Origin of the sequence: Aeromicrobium sp. (genome assembly GCF_037719875.1) — a bacterium.
GTDB lineage: Bacteria > Actinomycetota > Actinomycetes > Propionibacteriales > Nocardioidaceae > Aeromicrobium.
This window is the reverse complement of sequence record NZ_JBBJMJ010000006.1, coordinates 120,238-139,551: the sequence shown is the minus strand read 5'-3', so window position 1 is coordinate 139,551 and position 19,314 is coordinate 120,238. Positions and strand designations below refer to the sequence as shown.

24 protein-coding genes and 3 tRNA genes are annotated in these 19,314 nt (G+C 66.6%); 12 read left to right on the top strand and 15 right to left on the bottom strand.

Annotated elements, in window-relative coordinates; translation table 11 throughout:
* The first annotated feature begins 27 nt into the window (after window positions 1–27).
* The 3 genes from WKF39_RS08355 (at window position 28) to WKF39_RS08345 (ending at window position 2,160) form a co-directional block, all read left to right on the top strand.
* Window positions 28–480, top strand: a complete 453-nt coding sequence (locus tag WKF39_RS08355) for a hypothetical protein (RefSeq protein ID WP_340387264.1) — start codon at window positions 28–30, stop codon at window positions 478–480.
* A gap of 72 nt (window positions 481–552) precedes the next feature.
* The gene (gene lepB / locus WKF39_RS08350) at window positions 553–1,215 is read left to right on the top strand and encodes a signal peptidase I (protein ID WP_340387262.1); all 663 of its coding nucleotides are present in this window, start codon (window positions 553–555) and stop codon (window positions 1,213–1,215) included.
* Between the two features lie 87 nt (window positions 1,216–1,302).
* A complete protein-coding gene (locus tag WKF39_RS08345; RefSeq protein WP_340387260.1) occupies window positions 1,303–2,160 on the top strand; it encodes an SGNH/GDSL hydrolase family protein in 858 nt (285 codons plus the stop codon).
* A 95-nt stretch (window positions 2,161–2,255) separates the two neighbouring features.
* Here the strand turns inward: WKF39_RS08345 and WKF39_RS08340 are convergent.
* Window positions 2,256–2,328, bottom strand: a tRNA-Arg gene (locus tag WKF39_RS08340).
* Window positions 2,329–2,690: 362 nt separating this feature from the next.
* Between WKF39_RS08340 and WKF39_RS08335 the strand changes: the two genes are divergently transcribed.
* Window positions 2,691–4,511, top strand: coding sequence for a phosphoenolpyruvate carboxykinase (GTP) (locus WKF39_RS08335; RefSeq protein WP_340387257.1), 1,821 nt, complete (start codon window positions 2,691–2,693; stop codon window positions 4,509–4,511).
* A gap of 56 nt (window positions 4,512–4,567) precedes the next feature.
* Here the strand turns inward: WKF39_RS08335 and WKF39_RS08330 are convergent, their stop codons facing one another.
* Both WKF39_RS08330 and WKF39_RS08325 read right to left on the bottom strand, forming a co-directional pair.
* Entirely contained in the window at window positions 4,568–4,858 is a 291-nt protein-coding gene (locus WKF39_RS08330; RefSeq protein ID WP_340387255.1) for a hypothetical protein, read from the bottom strand.
* Entirely contained in the window at window positions 4,859–5,647 is a 789-nt protein-coding gene (locus tag WKF39_RS08325) for an MBL fold metallo-hydrolase (RefSeq protein WP_340387253.1), read from the bottom strand. It lies immediately after the preceding gene.
* 52 nt (window positions 5,648–5,699) lie between these two features.
* On the opposite strand from WKF39_RS08325, the gene WKF39_RS08320 reads away from it, so the two are divergent.
* Entirely contained in the window at window positions 5,700–6,137 is a 438-nt protein-coding gene (locus tag WKF39_RS08320) for an EamA family transporter (RefSeq protein WP_340387251.1), read from the top strand.
* Between the two features lie 38 nt (window positions 6,138–6,175).
* On the top strand, window positions 6,176–6,562 hold the full coding sequence (locus tag WKF39_RS08315) for a VanZ family protein (protein WP_340387249.1): 387 nt from the start codon (window positions 6,176–6,178) through the stop codon (window positions 6,560–6,562).
* 140 nt (window positions 6,563–6,702) lie between these two features.
* On the opposite strand, the gene WKF39_RS08310 is transcribed toward WKF39_RS08315, so the two are convergent.
* The 5 genes from WKF39_RS08310 to WKF39_RS08290 all read right to left on the bottom strand — a co-directional run bounded on the left by WKF39_RS08310 (window position 6,703) and on the right by WKF39_RS08290 (window position 9,285).
* Window positions 6,703–6,789, bottom strand: a tRNA-Ser gene (locus WKF39_RS08310).
* 94 nt (window positions 6,790–6,883) lie between these two features.
* Entirely contained in the window at window positions 6,884–7,315 is a 432-nt protein-coding gene (locus tag WKF39_RS08305; RefSeq protein ID WP_340387247.1) for a hypothetical protein, read from the bottom strand.
* 1 nt (window position 7,316) lies between these two features.
* Window positions 7,317–7,405, bottom strand: a tRNA-Ser gene (locus tag WKF39_RS08300).
* Window positions 7,406–7,447: 42 nt separating this feature from the next.
* Window positions 7,448–8,503: a hypothetical protein gene (locus tag WKF39_RS08295; RefSeq protein ID WP_340387245.1), complete on the bottom strand. Its 1,056-nt coding sequence runs from the start codon at window positions 8,501–8,503 to the stop codon at window positions 7,448–7,450.
* On the bottom strand, window positions 8,500–9,285 hold the full coding sequence (locus WKF39_RS08290; protein WP_340387243.1) for a carbon-nitrogen hydrolase family protein: 786 nt from the start codon (window positions 9,283–9,285) through the stop codon (window positions 8,500–8,502). Before WKF39_RS08290 ends, WKF39_RS08295 begins: the two co-directional genes overlap by 4 nt.
* 100 nt (window positions 9,286–9,385) lie before the next feature.
* On the opposite strand from WKF39_RS08290, the gene WKF39_RS08285 reads away from it, so the two are divergent.
* Window positions 9,386–9,940, top strand: a complete 555-nt coding sequence (locus tag WKF39_RS08285) for a pyridoxamine 5'-phosphate oxidase family protein (RefSeq protein WP_340387241.1) — start codon at window positions 9,386–9,388, stop codon at window positions 9,938–9,940.
* Between the two features lie 8 nt (window positions 9,941–9,948).
* Here WKF39_RS08285 and WKF39_RS08280 read toward each other — a convergent pair whose 3' ends face one another.
* The 4 genes from WKF39_RS08280 to WKF39_RS08265 are packed head-to-tail and all read right to left on the bottom strand — an operon-like array spanning window position 9,949 to window position 12,687.
* On the bottom strand, window positions 9,949–11,364 hold the full coding sequence (locus tag WKF39_RS08280; protein WP_340387239.1) for an MFS transporter: 1,416 nt from the start codon (window positions 11,362–11,364) through the stop codon (window positions 9,949–9,951).
* Window positions 11,361–11,735 carry a cupin domain-containing protein gene (locus WKF39_RS08275; RefSeq protein ID WP_340387237.1) on the bottom strand — a complete coding sequence of 125 codons (375 nt, stop codon included), beginning with the start codon at window positions 11,733–11,735 and terminating at the stop codon, window positions 11,361–11,363. Before WKF39_RS08275 ends, WKF39_RS08280 begins: the two co-directional genes overlap by 4 nt.
* Window positions 11,732–12,127 (bottom strand): hypothetical protein, encoded by a 396-nt coding sequence (locus WKF39_RS08270; RefSeq protein ID WP_340387235.1) that lies wholly within the window; start codon window positions 12,125–12,127, stop codon window positions 11,732–11,734. Before WKF39_RS08270 ends, WKF39_RS08275 begins: the two co-directional genes overlap by 4 nt.
* On the bottom strand, window positions 12,124–12,687 hold the full coding sequence (locus tag WKF39_RS08265; protein ID WP_340387232.1) for an SRPBCC family protein: 564 nt from the start codon (window positions 12,685–12,687) through the stop codon (window positions 12,124–12,126). The genes WKF39_RS08270 and WKF39_RS08265 overlap by 4 nt, the downstream gene beginning before the upstream one ends.
* Window positions 12,688–12,745: 58 nt before the next feature.
* Here WKF39_RS08265 and WKF39_RS08260 point away from each other — a divergent pair, with 58 nt between their 5' ends.
* A complete protein-coding gene (locus WKF39_RS08260; protein WP_340387230.1) occupies window positions 12,746–13,318 on the top strand; it encodes a TetR/AcrR family transcriptional regulator in 573 nt (190 codons plus the stop codon).
* On the top strand, window positions 13,315–13,947 hold the full coding sequence (locus WKF39_RS08255; RefSeq protein WP_340387228.1) for a LysE family translocator: 633 nt from the start codon (window positions 13,315–13,317) through the stop codon (window positions 13,945–13,947). Before WKF39_RS08260 ends, WKF39_RS08255 begins: the two co-directional genes overlap by 4 nt.
* A 7-nt stretch (window positions 13,948–13,954) precedes the next feature.
* Here the strand turns inward: WKF39_RS08255 and WKF39_RS08250 are convergent, their stop codons facing one another.
* Entirely contained in the window at window positions 13,955–14,869 is a 915-nt protein-coding gene (locus WKF39_RS08250) for an alpha/beta fold hydrolase (protein WP_340387227.1), read from the bottom strand.
* A gap of 58 nt (window positions 14,870–14,927) precedes the next feature.
* On the opposite strand from WKF39_RS08250, the gene WKF39_RS08245 reads away from it, so the two are divergent.
* From WKF39_RS08245 to WKF39_RS08235, 3 genes are all read left to right on the top strand, one after another.
* The gene (locus WKF39_RS08245; RefSeq protein ID WP_340387225.1) at window positions 14,928–15,899 is read left to right on the top strand and encodes an NAD(P)H-quinone oxidoreductase; all 972 of its coding nucleotides are present in this window, start codon (window positions 14,928–14,930) and stop codon (window positions 15,897–15,899) included.
* A 63-nt stretch (window positions 15,900–15,962) separates the two neighbouring features.
* Window positions 15,963–16,466, top strand: a complete 504-nt coding sequence (locus WKF39_RS08240) for a proteasome activator (RefSeq protein WP_340387223.1) — start codon at window positions 15,963–15,965, stop codon at window positions 16,464–16,466.
* Between the two features lie 74 nt (window positions 16,467–16,540).
* Window positions 16,541–17,104: a transcription factor WhiB gene (locus WKF39_RS08235; protein ID WP_340387221.1), complete on the top strand. Its 564-nt coding sequence runs from the start codon at window positions 16,541–16,543 to the stop codon at window positions 17,102–17,104.
* A gap of 4 nt (window positions 17,105–17,108) precedes the next feature.
* Here the strand turns inward: WKF39_RS08235 and WKF39_RS08230 are convergent, their stop codons facing one another.
* Both WKF39_RS08230 and serS read right to left on the bottom strand, forming a co-directional pair.
* Window positions 17,109–17,942 carry an HAD family hydrolase gene (locus tag WKF39_RS08230; RefSeq protein ID WP_340387219.1) on the bottom strand — a complete coding sequence of 278 codons (834 nt, stop codon included), beginning with the start codon at window positions 17,940–17,942 and terminating at the stop codon, window positions 17,109–17,111.
* Between the two features lie 76 nt (window positions 17,943–18,018).
* Window positions 18,019–19,287 (bottom strand): serine--tRNA ligase, encoded by a 1,269-nt coding sequence (gene serS / locus WKF39_RS08225; protein WP_340387217.1) that lies wholly within the window; start codon window positions 19,285–19,287, stop codon window positions 18,019–18,021.
* Between the last annotated feature and the right edge of the window lie 27 nt (window positions 19,288–19,314).

The window sequence follows — 19,314 nt, the reverse complement described above, 5'->3', positions numbered from 1 at the left end:
CATCACCAACCACACGAGGAGAAATCCATGACACGACCGTTCACGAAGAACACCTTCCGCCACCGCCTTGAAGCCCGGATCGACGAGCTCACGAGCCAGACCGAGGACCTCCGTCAGCAGGTTGCCGATCGCGCGCCCGGCGTGCGTGACCAGCTCATCGGCATGCTTCCCGACAAGGATCAGCTGCTCGACCTGCGCGACGATCTGTTCGAGCGCCTGCCGGACCCGGTGGCCGAGAAGCTGCCCGAGAAGGTCAAGCCCAAGCACTCGCGGCTCAAGCGGGTCGCGGTCATCGGTGCCGTCACCGGTGCCGGTGCAGCCGCGTTCGCAATGCTGCGTGGGCGGGCCCAGACCCCGCCTCAGCCGCCGACATTCCCGCCGGCGCCCTCGCCGGCAGGAGCCCCCACCGCCAGGCCTCCTGTCGATGTCGTCAACCCCGGAGCGGATCCGGCCAAGAAGGCTCCCGGCAAGAAGCCCTGAGTGCAAGACGCTGCCCCCGAGCCCAGGCTCGGGGGCAGCGTCGCGTTGCGGGTCAGCCGCTAGGCTCGCTTCGTGACGCAACAGAAGAAGAAGCAGCTGCCCGTGTGGCAGGAGTCGATCCTTCTCGTCGCGACCGCCATGGTGATGGCCGTCATCGTCAAGACCTTTTTCCTGCAAGCGTTCTACATCCCGTCGGAGTCGATGGAGCCGACGATGCTCGTCGACGACAAGATCCTCGTGCAGAAGGTCTCCTACTGGGGTGGCGACGTCGAGCGCGGTGACATCGTGGTCTTCGATGATCCGGGTGGCTGGCTCAACGAGCAGGACTCACGACGCGCGTCCAACCCGATCCAGAAGTCCTTGGAAACCATCGGGCTCTTTCCGACCGGCGGCCACCTGATCAAGCGAGTCATCGGTGTCGGCGGCGATGAGATCGCCTGCTGCACCAACGGCAGGCTCACGATCAACGGCAAGGAGATCACCGAGCCATACGTCCTCGACGAGACCGCCACGAAGGACCAGGACTTCAAGGTCAAGGTCCCCAAGGGACATCTGTGGGTCATGGGCGACAATCGTGGCAACTCCAGCGACTCGCGCGCACACCTCGGCGATCCCGGCGGCGGATTCATCTCCGACGACCGAGTCGTCGGCAAGGCCTGGTTCCGGGTCTGGCCCCTGGGTCGCGCCGGGTTCATCAAGGAGCCAGAGACGTTCGACGCCAACCTCGACCGCTGACGGCTAGGCATGGCGCAATCGGTTACCTGCAGGTAACTTGGTGGTGCAGCACATCATGCACGTCACGCAATCGGGGGAGAGCGCAATATGCGTCGGACACTTGTCGCAGCAGCAGTCACCGTCCTGGCGCTGATCAGCAGCCTCACGGCGGCTTCGGCGACCACGCAGCCAGCGCCGCTACGGTATGTCGCCATGGGCGACTCCTACAGCGCCGCCTCGGGCGTCCTCCCGCTGGACCTCACTGCGTTCGCAGGCTGCCTGCGCTCGACTCGCAACTACCCGCACGTCATCGCCGCCCAGTTGAAGGCGACCTTGACCGACGCGACCTGCGGTGCCGCTGACACCACCCACTACTTCTCGTCGCAATACCCCGGCGTCCCACCTCAGCTGGACAAGGTGAAGGCCAACACACAGCTCGTCACCATGACGATCGGTGGGAACGACAGCGGCGTGTTCATCAACTCGATCCTGCAGTGTGGTGCCGCCGGACTGTCGACCCTCGGCCAGGGCAGCCCTTGCAAGGACAAGTACGGCTCCTCATTCGAGACCACGATCAAGCAGACGACGTATCCGTCGCTGGTGAGGGCACTCAAGGCAGTGCGGGCCAAGGCACCGAATGCCAAGGTGGCCATCCTGAGCTATCCGTGGATCCTGCCTGCCAGTGGTGGCTGCTACCCGCAGATGCCGGTAGCGACCGGGGACGTCCCCTACCTTCGCCAGCTGCAGGCCACGCTCAACGACGCCGTTCGACGCGCCGCTGCCGCGACCGGCACGACGTACGTCGACCTCAACACAGTCTCCAACGGCCACGACGCCTGCCAGCCGATCGGCGTGCGCTGGGTCGAGCCTGTATTGGCCGGCACCAACCCAGTGATCGTCCACCCGAACGCCCTGGGTGAGGCCAAGATGGCCGAACAGGCACTCCGAGTCCTCGGCCTGCGCTGATCTCCGGGCCTCATGGGCCCGCGTTCTCTTAGTTCTCGAGCCATCATCGGCTATCGAACCGAGGCGCCCTGCGCAGGTCAAGAACCTGTACTCTGCGCGCCCGGAGAGATTCGAACTCCCAACCTTCTGATCCGTAGTCAGATGCTCTATCCGTTGAGCTACGGGCGCATGCCCCGAAGGGCCTCGCCGATTCTAGCGTGGCGCCGTGCGGAGTGAAAATCCGGCCACTTCATCGACGAGCCCCGCGCGTCAGATTACGTGCCTGGTGTCGTGAGTCACAACCTGTCACCAACCCGTGTTCGCCCGCCGGGCCGTGCCCGACCCGGTCGACACCAGATCCCCGCCTGACCTGCATGTGACCATGTTCACCCGGGGCGACCTGCCGTTGGACCGGCATGTTGCGTAAAGTCGGCTGAATCGTCATCGCCCGTCGGTGACGATTTCACACATCAGCTACCCGCGGCCCACATGCTCCGGGAGTGCGAGTCAATGCGCTTGATTCGCGATGCGCGAGAAGGAAAAGTTCACACATGACTGCAGAGACCATCAGCTCCACCTACCGGACGACCCACCCCAAGCTCCAGGCCTGGGTTGATGAGGTCGCCGCCCTCACGAAGCCGGCCAGCATCCACTGGGTCGAGGGAACGCCGCAGGAGTGGGTCACGCTGACCGACGACCTGGTCGCATCCGGCACCTTCGTCAGGCTCGACGAGACCAAGAAGCCCAACTCCTTCTGGTGCGCATCCGACCCGAGCGATGTCGCTCGGGTCGAGGACCGGACCTACATCTGCAGCGTGGACGAGGCCGACTGCGGCCCGACCAACAACTGGATGGAACCTTCGGACATGAAGGACATCATGCGCGGCCTCTACGAAGGCGCGATGGCCGGCCGCACGATGTACGTCATCCCGTTCGTCATGGGACACCTCGAGTCCGACACCCCGATGTTCGGTGTCGAGATCACCGACTCGGCCTATGTCGTCGCGTCGATGACCGTCATGGCCCGGGTCGGCCGGACCGTCCTCAACCGGATCGAAGAGCTCGAGGCCGAATACGTGCCCGCTCTCCACTCGATCGGCGCGCCGCTCGCCGAGGGTGAGCAGGATGTCGCGTGGCCGTGCAACGCCACCAAGTACATCGTGCAGTTCCCCGAGGAGCGCACGATCTGGTCGTTCGGATCGGGCTACGGCGGCAACGCCCTTCTCGGCAAGAAGTGCTATTCGCTGCGCATCGCCTCGGTGATGGGACGTGACGAGGGCTGGATGGCCGAGCACATGCTGATCCTCAAGCTCACCTCGCCCGACAACGTCGTCAAGTACATCGCCGCCGCATTCCCCAGCGCCTGCGGCAAGACCAACCTCGCGATGGTCGAGCCCACGGTGCCCGGCTGGAAGGTCGAGACGATCGGCGACGACATCGCCTGGATCCGGGTCGGCGCCGATGGTCGCCTGTATGCCGTCAACCCCGAGTTCGGCCTGTTCGGCGTCGCGCCGGGCACGGGCTGGGACACCAACGCCAACGCGATGCGCACGATCGAACAGGGCAACTCGGTCTTCACCAATGTCGCCCTGACCGACGACGGTGACATCTGGTGGGAGGGCATGACCGACGAGCCGCCGGCCCATCTGACGGACTGGAAGGGTCGCGACTGGACCCCGGAGTCCGACGAGGTCTCCTCCCACCCGAACAGCCGCTTCTGCACGCCGATCAAGCAGTGCCCGACGCTCGCTCCGGAGTACGACGATCCCAACGGGGTGCCACTCGACGCGATCCTGTTCGGTGGCCGGCGCAAGACCACGATCCCCCTGGTGACCGAGGCCCGCGACTGGACCCACGGCACATTCATGGGCGCGACGCTCTCGTCGGAGACCACGGCCGCGGCCACGGGGGCGGTCGGCGTCGTCCGCCGCGATCCCATGGCGATGCTGCCGTTCATCGGCTACGACGCGGGCGACTACTTCAGCCACTGGATCAACATGGCCAAGAACAACGACGAGTCGAAGTTCCCCAAGGTCTTCTACGTCAACTGGTTCCGTCGTGATGACGATGGCGGCTTCCTCTGGCCCGGCTTCGGCGAGAACAGCCGCATCCTCAAGTACGTCATCGAGCGGGTCGAGGGCAAGGTCGAGGCGGCTGAGACGCCCATCGGTCTGGTCCCCGCACCGGGTGCGATCGACACCGACGGTCTCGATGTCTCCGAAGACCAGCTCGCCAAGGCGCTGCGCGTCGACGTCGATGAGTGGAGGACCGAGATCCCGCAGATCAACGAGTGGTTCGAGAAGTTCGGCGACAAGCTGCCGACGGTTCTCTGGACCGAGCTCGACGGCCTCAAGGCTCGCCTCGACGCCTGACCACCGACAGCGAAGCGCCCCGGACCTCTGCCGTTCCGGGGCGCTTCGCTGTCGTACTACTGGAACAGTTGCCAGAGCTGCCAGGCCACGACGACCAACCCGAGCAGCCGGCGCCAGGACGCCGCGCCGCGTACGAGCTCGTCGGCCCCCCACACGATCAGCGCACCAGCACCGATCCAGCGCAGCTCGGTGTCACGCTGGTCATAGGGACTCCACCGCAGGACGGCCGCTGCAATGAACACCCAGATCGCCGGGTTGGGGAACTGGAACACCACCAACCGCCCGGTCGACGCGTCACGGAAGAACGCGTCGACGCCGGGCCGCCGTTGAGCCCGGGACGAACTCACTCAGGATCCGGCGAGGTCGGTGAACACGCGCTTGTCATGGGCGTTGAACACCGTGACGCCGTCCTGGTCGTTGAGCTGGGCGAGGGTCGCATGATTTCCGGCGAGCTTCTTGCGATCGGCCGCCATGACCTTCTCGAATCGGCGGAAGGTGCCGATCTTGGTGAGCGGAGTGCCTGACGGCGACGTCGGCGAATAGCAGCTCGCGTCGAACACCGCGTCGCCGGCGTGGATCAGCAGCCCACGGTCCTCGGTCTCGACAGCGACAGCGGCGTGGCCCTTGGTGTGCCCGGCCATCGGCACGAACGTGATGCCCGGCAAGACCTCCATCCCGTTGAGGCCGTAACCCCAGGCCTCCCCTGGTCCGGCGTGCGTCTGGATGTTCGGCCCGTGGGACCACTGCTTTTGCGAGTAGCGCTGCTTGGACGCGAAGTCGGGGTTGACGACCGCCCAGTCGTACTCCTCGGCGGTCGTGTGGATCGTCGCGTCGGGGAAGTCGGCGATGCCACCAATGTGATCGAAGTCCATGTGGGTCAGCACGATGTGCGACACGTCGGCGGCAGTGAATCCTCGCGCCTCGACCTGGCCGATCGCGGTGTTGGCGTCCTTGCGCTCTGGGCGCAGAAGGAATCGCGCGGGGCCCATCCGACTGGGCTCGGCGAAGTCGCGGCGGCCGAGGCCGCTGTCGACCAGGACGAGACCGTCCGGGGTCTCGCAGAGCAGGACGTGGCAGATCACCTCGCCGACAAGTGGGGCACGCAACGATCCGCAGTTGAGGTGATGAACTCGCATAGGGTGATCCTGTCGGAGTTACCGACCGCCGTCGACCCGAACGGGGATATGCGTGGAGACGTCATTTGTCGGCTCCTGGCCGTTCTGGGCCCTCCTGTCAGCGGCGTTCGCGGCCCTGACCGCCATCTTTGCGAAGGTCGGCGTCAAGGACGTCGACTCCGACGTCGCAACATTCATCCGTACCGTCGTCATCATCGTCACGCTCGGCTTCATCCTGCTGGTCATGGGCAAGGCTCATTCACCGGGGCCGCTGACGACCAGGACGTGGGTCTTCCTCGTCCTGTCGGGCCTCGCCACGGGTGCGTCGTGGATCTGCTACTTCCGTGCTCTCAAGCTGGGGCCGGCATCACTCGTGGCACCGGTCGACAAGCTGAGCGTCGTCCTCGTCGCGATCTTCGGGGTCGTGCTGCTCGGCGAGCGGCTCGACCCACGCCAGTGGACCGGCGTCGTGCTCGTCGGCATCGGCGCGATCCTGCTGGCGTTGCCCTGATCGCCACTCCGTGGTCCCGTCGCTCCCGCCGCGTCATCGTGGCTGCGGCGGTCTACGGGCTCGCACTGGGCGCCATCGCATTCTGGCCGACCCATGTCGACCAGGGTGTCAGCGTGTTCGACACTGCGCCCGGCCGGTGGTTGCTGGCCCGCGGGCTGACCTACGAGCCGACCTACGACGCTCTCGAGGTCTCCTCCAATGTCGCGATGTTCGTCCCCCTGGGCGTGCTCGCGATGATGGTTTCGCGCCGGATGACCTGGCCACGTGCCGTCCTGGTGGCTCTCGTGGTCTCCGGCGCCATCGAATTGGTGCAGGCCATCGCCCGACCCGGCCGTACGGCTGACCCGCAGGACGTCATTGCGAATGCCGCCGGCGCTGCGCTGGGGGCCGGGATCGTGCTGCTGGTGCGGCGGGCTCGGCGGTGAGACTGACCTCCTCTCCGCCCCGGCGGTGGCCGGCCATGTCCGTCGGCTTGCGGGCGGAGCGAGCTCCTCTATGGCACAGAAGCAAAATGACCAGCCGCGTGAGCGTCTGGTCATTTTCGCTGCTGCTTGTTGCGTGGCAGCGGAGGTGGCGAGATTTGAACTCGCGAGAGGTTTAAACCTCAACCCGCTTAGCAGGCGGGCGCACTAGGCCACTATGCGACACCTCCCCGCTGCCGATCGAAACCGGCAACCGGATCAGGATACCGACCACCCCTCGGGTCAGACGAATCGGGACCACGACCGGGCCGTCGGCACCGGAGATCAGGTGGGGTCGAAGCGGCGGTAGCCGTTGGCGGAGTTGAGCCGCTCGTAGATCTCGATCAGCAGGTCGTTGGCGCGAACCCCGACATACGCCATCGGGAACGCCAGCACCTCGCCGTTCCCGCGATCGACGAGCAACCGGCCGCCCGCCCTCGTGACGTCCTCGATCGCGAGCCAAGAAACATGCACCGGCTGCACGGTCAAGCGACCCCCGAGACGCAGCTCCACCGCGTTGACTCGCACCACGACTGGCGGCAACGCAACGACTCGCAAGGCGTTGAGCAGCGCCAGCACGGCAAGCACGCCGAACACCCATGACAGCGCGCCAACCGAGGCCAGGAAGAACGCCAGGGCGGCAGCGAACCCGGCGATGATCACGTGGAGTCCGACCGCGGGCAGGACGAACCGGCGGTCGAGTCGATAGTTCGTCAAGCAGAGGGGGCGGGATTCGAACCCGCGGCTGACATTGCTGCCAGCGAGCGCTTTCAAGGCGCTTCCGATCGGCCGCTCCGGCACCCCTCCTGGGTGGCAGCACCAAGGCGCTGCGCCGCGTCGATTATCGCACTACTTGAGTGGGGCGAAGCGGGGAGGTTCGACACGCACGACCGGCGCGATCGCGCGGGAGGCGCGGGAGGACCTCTCCTTCATGAACTGCCTCCGCAAGACCAGACCCACCACGAGACCCAGGACGCTGGAGTAGAGAGCGGACAGTCCGATGTATGTCGGAAAGGCCCCGGGCGTCACGAGCGAGGTGGTCAGCACGGCCGTGCCGATGACGGCGAAGACCAGGATCCACCAGCCCTCGCGTCGTTTGGAGCGCAGGGAGACGCCGACGATCAGCGCAGGGAATCCGATCAACACCTCGACCGGCCGGGGTGCCCCGCCGAATGTCTGTCGGACCCAGATGACCATGTCGCTGAAACCCTGCACGATCGACTGCGAACCGTGCGTGCGGACGAAGCTGCTGTAGGCCAGGACCAGCACCACAAGCGCAGCAACACCGAGCAGGATCGCGAAGTTCTGCCGCCCGAGTCCATGCAGACCGGCGCCCAGGTTCCACACCAACGCGATGGCCAGTCCGAGCGACACCGTCAGCACGATCAGGTTGAATCGTTGATAGTTGACCGGCGCGTTCCAGGCCGCAACTCCCAACGTGCCGCTCGAGGCGACCAGCAGGGCCAGGACGTACTCCCCGATCGCGCCGATGATCGAGGCGGCCGGCCGCGTGACGAGAACTGCCCAAACTGCGGCAAGCACGGCGGTCACCGCGGCCGCAGACGCCAGGAGCAGATTGGTCTCCATCGTGACCGCGAGAGCTCCGAGCGCCGCCGTCATCGGCACCCAGATGCGCATGTGCCCGCCACCCCGGTGGGTCAGGCCGAGCGCGAAGACGACCATCAGCAGCGCGGCCGACGGCCGCTGGATCCACGACGGGGCTCCGATCGCGACCACGGATGTCCCGGCGCCGACCGTCCCGACGACCCAGCTGACGAACACGAGGGTCAGGATCACCCGGGCTGCACGCGGCGAGTCGAGCCGCGGCTCGCGGGTCGGGAGATCGTACTCCGGGGGGACGGAGGCGTCGAGACGGCGACGTCCACCCTTGATGGGGCGACTCATGGCGTGTGCAGAATCCTTCGGTTGGCCAACGACGGGTTGGTCTCCCGCGCGCGTGTCAGGACCTCGGGGTCGAGGGTGGCTCGGATGAGCTGGGGGGCCAAATCCGCCTCGTCCACGATAGAGCCCCACGGATCGACAACCAAGGAGTGCCCGGTGTATCGGTCCCCACCCTGTGCGGCGGCAAGCACGTGGACCGTGTTCTCGATCGCACGCGCTGACAGCAGGGTGCGCCAGTGATCCAGCTTGTGCTCACCGGCCACCCACGCGGCTGGGATCACGATCGCCTCGGCACCAGCATCGATGAGGGAGCGGGCGTGCTCGGGGAATCGCAGGTCGTAGCAGGTCATCAGGCCTACTGGCCGACCCGCGATGTCGACGACCACCGGCGAGATTTCACCTGCTCGAAGGCGATCGGACTCCCGATAGCCGAAGGAGTCATAGAGGTGGATCTTGCGGTAGGTCTGACGCAACGCCCCGTCAGGTCCGACGACGACCAAGGTGTTGAACGGAAGCCCATCGGTGCGCTCGAACATCCCGGCCACGATCGTGGCACTGAGCCGACGGGCCTCCGCCGCGATGAGGTCCACGAATGGCCCGTCGAGCGGCTCGGCGATCGCCGTCAGGTCGAGCTCGGGAGAGCCGAAGTCGTGCATCGCACCCTCGGGCAGGACCACCAGATCCAGCTCATCGGTGGACGTGAGAGCAGACAACTGGTCGCGAATTGTAGCCCGGTTGACCGCCGAGTCGGTCGCCGAGATGAGCTGGGCAAGTGCAACGCGCATAGCCGCCATCCTCGCAGGTACAGCCTGAGGATCGGCTTGAATCGGCCACACTGGTGCGATGCCGGCACCATCGTGGCGGGGCCTGGATAGCCTACGAATTGTGCCCGACTCCCTGAGATCACAACTGCGTTCATTGCCGGTGTTTGCCGGCCCGCTGCCCGACTTCGAGCTCGATTCCGCCCTCGACGATCCCGAAGAGCTGTTCGTCGAATGGCTGGAGTCGGCGATCGCCGCGGGTGTCCCCGAGCCACACGCCATGTCGCTGGCAACAGTCGACGCCGGAGGTCAGCCCTCGTCGCGCGTCCTGGTCCTCAAGGACCTCACGGCCGCAGGGTGGCAGTTCGCGACGGGCCGCACGACTCGCAAAGGCCGAGAGCTGCGGGCAACGCAGGTCGCAGCACTCAACTTCTATTGGCAGCAGCTCGGACGGCAGGTACGTGTGGCAGGCACAGTCATCGAGCTCACTGCCGAAGAGTCGGCGGCTGACTTCCGCGCCAGGCCGGGGTGGAGCGAGGGCGCTCCGATCGACCCCGACTGGCAGCTGTATGCCATCCGGGCCACAGAGGTCGAGTTCTGGCAAGCTGATCGCGACCGCCACCATCGTCGCTTGATCTATCGACGAGCCGCCGATGGCTGGGATCAGCACCGCCCCTGAGGCACGAACTACCCGTCCGGCGCCACGGTGAGGTCATGCACCCTGCCGGAGGCCCGAGCCGGCAGGACCCCGACGACCGCGATCGCGGCGAAGGCGATCAGCAGATACCGGGCAGAGTCGAGCATGGATGGCTCACCCAGGCTGACCAGGACTCCCGCCAGAGCGGCGCTGAAGGCGCTCGCGATGAGGAAGACCATGTTGATGCCGGCTGCCGCCTTGGCGGCCTCCTCCTGGTCATCCACGCTGCGAAAGGCCGCGACCGTCAAATGGGGGAACGCCAGCCCGATCCCGGCGCCCGCCACGAAGAGCGCAGCGAACCACAAGGCGAGCACCGGCGTGGCGGGCAGGCTCTCTTGCAGCGCTGCGTATGCCGCCAGGCCCGCCGCGAGCACAGCCGGGCCGGCGATCGTTAGCGCCTTGACCGATCGGCCGCGTTCGGCGTTGGCGCTGAACATCTGGGTGACCGACCAACCAAGGGACAGCGATGCCCCCAGGAATCCCGCCAGGAGCGGTGAGAACCCGCCGAGCTCCTGGCCGAAGAGGGGGATGAATGCCTCGGTCCCGATGCCGAAGGCCAAGATGCCGACGGTGATGTAGACCCAACGCAGTGACGAGGACCGTGCGAATGTCACGGCCGGCAGGACGCTGGACGTTGCGGTCCTTTCGTACCTGATGAACGACACTCCCAACACGAGACCCGCTCCGATGGCCACGATGGTGCCGACTCCCTCCGGCACCACGCTGGCCAGGCTGACCGCGGCAACGGCTGCCGTCAGGAGCACGAGCGAGACCGTCGGAACCGGCGAGCTTGCTTGAGCCTTGGCGGTGCGCGGGATGACCCGCACGACCAGAGCCGCCAGTGCGACGGCGAGCCCCGCGAGGATCGCGAAGGCCGGGCGCCACACGTCGATCTGACCGAACAGGCCCCCGACCGTCGGACCCAGCAGATTTCCCACCCCCCACATCGCCGAGACGAGTGCAGCGCCCCTGGCCCAGAGCTGCTCCGGGAGCGACCTCTGGATCAGTGCATAGCCGAGACCGGCCAGCAGGCCGCCGCCAAGCCCTTGCACGGCACGTCCGAGCAGGAAGATTCCCATGTCGGGGCTGGCGGCACACAGGAGGGAGCCGGCGCCGAACAGGCTGAACGCCAGGACGTACGCATTGACCGATCCCTTGGTCGTCAGCGTGCGACTGACGAGCATCGCGGAGATCACCGAGGCGACCAGGAATGTCGTCATGGTCCAGGCGTAGTACTGAGCGCCCCCGATGTCGGCCACGATGGTGGGCAGGAGGCTCGTCGTGAGATAGACGTTGCTGGCCTCCAGGAGGACCCCGCCGGCCAGGACCATGGCCACCGGCGCGTGCTCGCGACCCAGCAATGTACGCCAAGAGCCAGGCTCCTGCTCGGCTCGAAGATCCGTCATGCCTGGGGTCCCTCGAGCCAATCGGTGATGAACCGCTCGTTGGCGTGGACATGGGTCGACCGGAATCGTTCGGGCCCGATCACCTCGAACTTGTGAGGGGTGAGCTCCGGCACGATGATGATGAGCCCGCCCTCACCCACGAGCTGGGTGCCGTCCACGGTGAACAGCACCTTGCCGGTGTGGATCACGAAGGTCTCGGAGTAGGGGTGTTGGTGCAGGAACGGTCCGGAGCCTTCCTCCGTGGTGTCTTCCATGATGATCGACACCCCGGCGCCGTAGGCGAAGCCCTGGAGTGCGTCCAACGCCTTGCCGTCCGGCCGCGAGGTGGCCCTCGTGTCGATGATGTGGAACGGCTCAGCCCCCGCGCTCACTGGTCCACCATGGATGCTGCGACGTGCTCGGCATAGACCGATGGCGGGTTTGCCACGTAGACCATCTCGGTGTCCTCCGCGGCCTCGAAGGTGTTGGTTGAGTCCGCCGGCAGATAGATCACGTCGCCGGCCCCGACAGTGAGGGCCTCGCCCTGCTCGGTGCGGACCGTGTAACCCCCGCCCTTGGTCAGGACGAGCACTTCGTCATAGGGGAAGCGACTGGTGAGCGTCTCGCCCTGGCCAACCCGTGCGTAGCCCACCGTCATCTTGGCCTCCGGCACGGTGCCTTGGTCGATGAGGTCACTGACGAAGATCTGTTGATCGCCGACTTTCGACCACGTCTCTGCTGCACCTGCCGTCAGCTTCTGGACGGTTGTGCTGGACTGGGTCATGACTGCTCCTGATCTTCCGGGTGCTCAAGATCAGCAGGTTGCTGACCTTGAGTTCCACAACCTAGGACCTCAAGTTGACTTGAGGTAAAGGGACGAATCGTGCGTACGTCTGCCGCGTCCTGTTGCGCCATCGAGTGAGCCACAAGGCCATCGACAAACTGCTGGGTCGCCTTCTCGATCACACGTCGATACAACCCACCGAGACCAGGGACCTTCGCGGAGAAGGTCGTGCGCCAATGGATGTCGGTCCTAACTGGGTCCGGAGAATCTCGCCGAACGAGATCGACCTGGGCCTGGTAGTTGCGCACCCCGAGTCCAGAGAGGAGTCGGTACGTGAGACGGGTCGGTGCCCGCGCCTCGATGACCTCCTCCCGAAGCCGGAGCCTGCCTGTCGTGAACCTCCTGATCTCCCCCGCGCCTCCCTGCCCTGCGGGTCGCTCCAGCTCGAAGGTCTCGATGGGGGTCCAAGCCGGCCACGTAGAACTGTCTACGAGCAGGTGCCACACTGCGGCAGGATCCGCGTCGGTCGTCCCGCTGATATGTATCTCCTGGCGTGTCATGACCCTCCCTCAAAGTTGTACCATTTGGTACATGTACCAGATGGTACACTCTGCCTTGATGACCGCCAACGAAGTCGCTGCACCCAAGGACCGGGTTCTCGACGACCTCATCGCCCACCTCAGCGAGCACGGGCTCGGCAACACCAGCTTGCGCGGACTCGCTGCGGGTGTCGGCACCAGTCACCGCATGCTGAGCTATCACTTCGGATCTCGTCACAACCTGCTCATCGAGGTCAGCCAGCGGGTGGAGCTGCGGCAACGAGAGGCCTTCATCGCCTTGGTGGCCGACAGTGAGGCGCCGGTGAGTGAGTTGATGTGGGCGATGTACCGGCGTCTGGCCGATCCTGCCCTTCGGAGCCACGAGCGCCTGTTCTTCGAGCTCTACGTCCAGGCGCTGCAAGACGGTGAGGAGGGACAGCGATACCTGCCGGACGTTGTCGAGGCCTGGATCCCGCCGCTTGCCACGCTGTTCACCCGGATGGGACTCGACGATCAGCACGCCATGGTCGAGGCCAGGCTCGCCCTCGCCGTCGCACGCGGGTTGCTCCTCGACCTCCTGGCCACCGAAGACACGGCGGCCGTCGATGCCGCCATGCGCCGCTACGTCAGCCGCTACGTCCCCGCGACATGATCCCCCTCTCAACGGCACTCGCGATCGTGGCCGTCGTGCTCATCGGGGCGATGTCGCCGGGTCCAGACTTCTTCGTCCTGCTGAGTCGGACCCTGTCTTCGGGACGACGACCAGGCCTGATCTGCGCTGCCGGGATGGCGACAGGAATCTCCATCTGGGTATGTGCGGTCGACGTGGGTGCTGCGGCCCTGCTGTCCGTCTCAGCCACGGCATTCACCCTCATCAAGCTGGCCGGAGCCGCCTACCTGATCGCACTCGGCATCCAAGCCTGGCTCTCGGTGCGAGGTGGGAGGGCTGACGCGGCGCCACCCACCACGCGCTCGTCGCCAGCGGCCACGAGGTCGTTTCGAGAAGGACTGCTCTGCAACCTGCTGAACCCGAAGGTCGCCTTGTTCTATCTCGCCTTCCTCCCACAGTTCATCCCCCCGGGCAGGGGTTGGATGGTCACGGTGGAGCTGGGAGTCCTCGCCACAACCACCGTCCTGTGTTGGTACGCGCTCGTGGTGACGCTGACCGCTTCGGTTCGCCGGTTCATCGGGTCCCGACGTGCGCGCAGGGTTCTCGACGCCGCGATGGGTGCGGTGATGATCGGACTGGGTGTCCAAATCGCCGCGGCTCAGCGCGGGTGAACCCTTGTCACCCGTCGCCCACGGGCACGTTGGCGTGCAGGAACTCCACCTGGTCAGCGACGACGCGCTCGAACCACGGCTCGACATAGATGTCGAAGTGTCCGGTCGGATAGCGCTTGATCCGGCCCAACCGGGCCTTGCGCACATGCCAGATCGTCGCGCGGGCCGGCGCCACGCTGTCCTTGGTGCAGACGCAGAACAGGGCCGGGCACTCCAGCTCCGCAGCGGCCCGCCCGGGGTAGTAGAACGGGATGCGCAGGCCCACCCGGGCGGTGACCTTGTCCGGGTGCTCGAAGCCGGAGGGGACCAGGGCGGAGTAGCCGTCGTAGGCGTCCGGGCTGGTCATCAGGGCGGCCTCACCCCGCCGACCCACCAACGAGACACGGACCGGGCGTCGCCCCCTGAGGCTCTGCACCGCATCGCGTATGCCCAGGGCCGTCGCCTTCACCATGCTCTGCACCCCGAGCTTGCGCAGCGAGGCGAAGCCGTCGGTGAACGGACACTGCGAGATGATCGCTGCGACCCGGCCGTCATGGGCCGCGGCCTGGATCACGTGGCCTCCGGCAAATGACGTGCCCCACAGCACGATGCGCTCGGGATCCACCTGCGGCAGCGCACGGACGTGGTGCAGCGCGGCGGCCCAGTCGTCGAGCTGGCGGGAGATGTCGAGCAGCTCGCGGGGATCACCGTCGCTGCCCCCGAAATGGCGATAGTCGAACACCAGCACCCGATAGCCCTCCGCGGCGAACCGTTCGGCATACGGCTGGAGGCCCATCTCCTTCACGGCCCCGAGTCCGTGAGCCATGATGACCACCGGGCCGCGCCCCTCGGCCGGTGAGTCCGTGGTCGCGTTGACCGGTTCGTACCACCAGCCCGCGCACCACCCTGGGCCCGACGCGAAGCGGGTGTCCACACGGCTCATGAGGCACATGTTAGAGCCGCAGGGGTTCTATCAGGCCGCGGACCGCTAGCCTGCGGGCATGCGCGCCGTCATCGCTCCCACACCCGGAGGCATCGAAGCCCTCGAGGTCGTTGACCTGCCCCAGCCCGAGCCCGCCCCCGGTGAGGTCCTGATCCGCGTGACCGCGGCCGGGGTCAACCGGGCGGACCTGATGCAGCGCAAGGGGCTCTATCCGCCACCGGCCGGCATCACCGACATCCTCGGCCTGGAGGTGTCCGGTGACATCGTCTCGGTCGGAGAAGGTGTCACCGACCTGCCGCCGGGAACACACGTCGCGGCGCTCCTGTCGGGCGGAGGCTACGCGGAGTATGTCGCGGTGCCGGCCGGACAGGTCGCCACCGTTCCCCTCGGCATCTCACTGGTCGACGCCGGCGGGATCATGGAGGTTGCCTGCACCGTCTGGTCCAACGTCTTCATGATGGGCAAGCTGCAGCACGGGGACACCCTGTTGGTGCACGGAGGCGGCAGCGGGATCGGCACCATGGCGATCCAGCTCGGCAAGGCTTTCGGTGCGCGCGTCATCGTGACGGTCGGCTCTGCGGAGAAGGCTGCGACGTGTCGCGAGCTGGGTGCCGACCTGACCATTGACTACAAGCAGGAGGACTTCGCCGCCGCGATGTCGGAGGCCGGTGAGAGAGCCGACGTCATCCTGGACATCATCGGCGCGAAGTACCTCGATGCCAACGTCTCTGTGCTCGCCACGGCGGGCCGCCTCATCGTCATTGGCATGCAGGGCGGGGTCAAGGCCGAGCTCAACCTCGGCGCCCTGCTGTCGAAGCGAGCCGCCGTCATGGCCACATCGCTGCGCGCACGACCCTCGCCCGAGAAGTCCGCCATCGTGTCGGCGATGGTCGCCCAGGTGTGGCCACTCATCTCCGATGGCTCGGTCCGCCCGATCATTCACGCGACCTATCCACTCGAGGACGTCGGCCTGGCGCACCAGGTCCTGGAGGACTCCAGCCATACCGGCAAGGTCCTGCTCACGCCCTGACGGGACGGACTCGAAAAACGGCACCCGGATGGCGAACGGTGCCGGGCTGGCTAGGCTGGCGGGATGACTGAGCAACAGCCCGAGATCATCGAACCCGACGCCAACGCCGTCACCCTGCCCCCGCCGGGCTCCTCGCTCGGAGACCTCATCGAACAACCGGCCAAGGTCATGCGGATCGGCGGGATGATCCGCCAGCTCCTCGACGAGGTCAAGGCCGCCCCGCTCGACGAGGCCAGCCGTGCCCGGCTGCGAGACATCCACCTCCAGTCGATCAAGGAGCTGGAGGACGGGCTGGCCCCGGAGCTGATCGATGAGCTCGAACGCCTGAGCCTGCCGTTCGACGGCGAGACACCGAGCGAGGGTGAGCTCCGCATCGCGCAGGCACAGCTGGTGGGGTGGCTCGAGGGGCTCTTCCACGGCATACAGGCGGCCCTCTATGCACAGCAGGTGCAGGCCCAGGCGCAGTTCCAGAACATGCGGCTGGCTCTACCGGGTCCAAACGACACCAAAGGTGAAGATTCGGCTACTTCAGGCGAAAGTGGCGGCTCCGGGGGGATGTACCTCTAGAGTTGACCGCGATGTGAACTGAGGATGGCGCAGGAGTGTCGCCACCTCAGGTCTCGATTGGGAAGAGGGAGCCCATGACCATCGTGGATGACACGACGACGCCTCCGTGCGCCTACGAGCCGGAGGTCTATCACGACGAGCAGCTGCACTCACCACCGGCGCGGACCGACATCACCGCCGCCGAGTGGGAGACGCTGACCGTCAAACGAGCGACCGTGCACCGGCAGTGCGCGGGCTGCCCGCTCATGGTCGACTGCCTCTATCGCGCAGTCGTCGAGGTCGATGTCTCAGGCTTCGTGGCGTGCACGACCGAGAGTGACCGGCAGCTGATCCGCCAACAGCTCGGCATCGAGATCCAGCAGCCCAGCATGACGCCCTACGGCGCCGCCCGGGTCGGTGGAGGACCCATGAGCCACGAGGCGGTCATGACCGTACGTCAGGCGTACCCCAAGGACACGTGCCACCAGCTCGCCGAGCGTCTCGGCTGCTCCACGTCGACGATCAAGCGGCACCTGCGCCGGGCCCGTGAGCAGAAGCGGGACGAGACGCTTCTGTCCAGCTGTGCTGAGGAGAGCCCTCCCAGCATCGACGCCGTGCTCGACTGCTTCGATCTGCTGGAGTCGAGCCGCCTCGTCTGAGGATTCAGAGGTACTTCTCGAGCTCCGTCACGAGGCCGTCGTCGTCGATCGATCCGGTGACGTCATCGGCGGCATCGATGAGCGGCTGAGGGGCTTGGCCCATGGCCACTCCGCGCCCGGCCCATTGGAGCATCTCGAGGTCGTTGTTGCCGTCGCCGACCGCGAGCACGTCCGACTGGGCAACGCCGAGCTTGGCGCACAGTGATTCCAGGCCCGAGGCCTTGGACACACCCTCGGGTGCGAGGTCGAGCCAGGCCGAGTAGCCGATGTAGTAGTTCGTGCCGCTCAGTCCGAGATCCTTGACGATCGCGGTGAACTCATCGCGCGAGTGATCGGCTGAGCGGATCACGACGCGGGCCACCGGCTCAGCGATCAGGGACTCGACGTCCTCGACGACGAACTGACCGGAGATCTCGTTGTCGGGGAACGGCTTGTTGAGCCGGAAGCCGATGCCGACCTCCTCGACCGCGACCAGCGCGTCGGGCATGTGCTCGAGCACACGGCGCACCGCCTCGCTGGGGTCGAACCGGACCACGTCGAGCAGCTCGACCTCGGGGTCATAGCGGAACGTGACCGCACCATTGCTCGCCACGGCGTGGCCCTGGGTGAACCCGATGTTGTCGACTGCGTCCATCACACCGGGCACGCCCCGGCCCGTCGCGATGACGGTCTCGATCCCCGCGTCATGGATCGCGTGCACGACCCGGCGCACGGCGTCGCTCATCACATTGGCGCCGTCGACGAGGGTGCCGTCGACGTCGAGCGCGACCAGCCGGGGCCGAAATGTGGCGCCGTCGTTCGCGCCACTCACGTCGTTCGCTCGCTGACGCTCGCTCACGGCGCCGCCACCCAGAAAAGCGCACGATACGGCGGCAGCGCCGTGAGAGTCCCGTCGTTCGCTCGCTGACGCTCGCTCACGCGATCGGCCTCAGGACCTCACCCAGCAACGGATGCAGGGCGGCCGGAAGGCGTACGGAACCGTCCTCCTGCTGACCGTTCTCCAGCAGCGCGATGATCGTGCGGGTCATCGCGCACAGAGTGCCGTTGAGCGTCGCCGCCGGCGTGATGCCGTCCGCACCGCGCACGCGGATGTCCAGCCGGCGGCTCTGGAACTGCGTGCAGTTGGAGGCCGATGAGACCTCGCGGTACTTGCCCTGGGTCGGGATCCAGGCCTCGCAGTCGAACTTGCGGATCGCCGAAAGCCCCAGGTCACCCGAAGCGACATCGACGACGCGATAGGGGAGCTCGAGGGCATCGAGCCAGTCCCGCTCCCAGCCCAGGATGCGCTGGTGCTCCTCGGCGGCCTGCTCGACCGTCGTGTAGACGAACATCTCGACCTTGTCGAACCAGTGGACGCGAAAGATGCCGCGGGTGTCCTTGCCATATGACCCCGCTTCGCGGCGATAGCAGGGGCTGAACGCGGCATAGCGACGCGGCATCGACTCGGCGTCGAGAATCTCATCGGAGTGGTAGGCCGCCATCGGGACCTCGGACGTGCCGACGAGGTAGAGGCCGTCCTTCTCAAGGTGATAGACGTCGTCTGCGGCCTGGCCGAGGAAGCCGGTGCCCTCCATCGCGCGCTCGTTGACCAGCGCCGGCGGGATCATGGGGGTGAAGCCCCAGGCGGCGGCCTTGCTCATCGCGAGCTGGGTGAGCGCCAGCTCGAGCTGGGCGCCGACTCCGGTGAGGAAGTAGAACCGCGCACCGCTGACCTTGGCGCCGCGCTCGGTGTCTATCGCACCGAGCAGCTGGCCGAGCTCGAGGTGATCGCGCGGCTCGAAGCCCTCGGCCGCGAAGTCACGCGGCGTGCCGACGGTGTCGAGGACCACGAAGTCCTCCTCGCCACCTTGCGGCGCCTCGGGCGAGGCGAGGTTGGGCAGCGCCTTCATGAGCCGGTCGAAGTCCTCGGCGGCATCGACCTGCGCCGCCTCGGCCTCCTTGACCTGCTGGCTCAGCACCTTGGTGCGGGCGAGCAGGTCCTGCTTGTCCGCACCCTGCGCCTGGGCGATGAGCTTGCCGAGACCCTTCTGCTCACCCCGGACCGCCTCGTACGACGAGATGGTGGAGCGCCTCAGCTCGTCGGCTGCGACGAGCTCGTCCACGAGCTCCACGGGTTCGCCTCGCCGCTTCTGGGCAGCGCGTACGGCGTCGGGGTCTTCTCGCAGGATTCGGGCGTCGATCACTGCCTCAGCCTATCGCCCGGCAGGCGA

Bases quoted from the DNA above. Each gene is read 5' to 3' on its own strand.
- WKF39_RS08255 (WP_340387228.1), top strand. From the start codon at position 13,315: ATGATCCCCCTCTCAACGGCACTCGCGATCGTGGCCGTCGTGCTCATC.
- WKF39_RS08325 (WP_340387253.1), bottom strand. From the start codon at position 5,647: ATGCGAGTTCATCACCTCAACTGCGGATCGTTGCGTGCCCCACTTGTC.
- WKF39_RS08270 (WP_340387235.1), bottom strand. From the start codon at position 12,127: ATGACCCAGTCCAGCACAACCGTCCAGAAGCTGACGGCAGGTGCAGCA.
- WKF39_RS08250 (WP_340387227.1), bottom strand. From the start codon at position 14,869: ATGAGCCGTGTGGACACCCGCTTCGCGTCGGGCCCAGGGTGGTGCGCG.
- WKF39_RS08335 (WP_340387257.1), top strand. From the start codon at position 2,691: ATGACTGCAGAGACCATCAGCTCCACCTACCGGACGACCCACCCCAAG.
- WKF39_RS08295 (WP_340387245.1), bottom strand. From the start codon at position 8,503: ATGAGTCGCCCCATCAAGGGTGGACGTCGCCGTCTCGACGCCTCCGTC.
- WKF39_RS08240 (WP_340387223.1), top strand. From the start codon at position 15,963: ATGACTGAGCAACAGCCCGAGATCATCGAACCCGACGCCAACGCCGTC.
- WKF39_RS08235 (WP_340387221.1), top strand. From the start codon at position 16,541: ATGACCATCGTGGATGACACGACGACGCCTCCGTGCGCCTACGAGCCG.
- WKF39_RS08290 (WP_340387243.1), bottom strand. From the start codon at position 9,285: ATGCGCGTTGCACTTGCCCAGCTCATCTCGGCGACCGACTCGGCGGTC.
- WKF39_RS08280 (WP_340387239.1), bottom strand. From the start codon at position 11,364: ATGACGGATCTTCGAGCCGAGCAGGAGCCTGGCTCTTGGCGTACATTG.
- WKF39_RS08345 (WP_340387260.1), top strand. From the start codon at position 1,303: ATGCGTCGGACACTTGTCGCAGCAGCAGTCACCGTCCTGGCGCTGATC.
- WKF39_RS08355 (WP_340387264.1), top strand. From the start codon at position 28: ATGACACGACCGTTCACGAAGAACACCTTCCGCCACCGCCTTGAAGCC.
- WKF39_RS08265 (WP_340387232.1), bottom strand. From the start codon at position 12,687: ATGACACGCCAGGAGATACATATCAGCGGGACGACCGACGCGGATCCT.
- WKF39_RS08260 (WP_340387230.1), top strand. From the start codon at position 12,746: ATGACCGCCAACGAAGTCGCTGCACCCAAGGACCGGGTTCTCGACGAC.
- WKF39_RS08245 (WP_340387225.1), top strand. From the start codon at position 14,928: ATGCGCGCCGTCATCGCTCCCACACCCGGAGGCATCGAAGCCCTCGAG.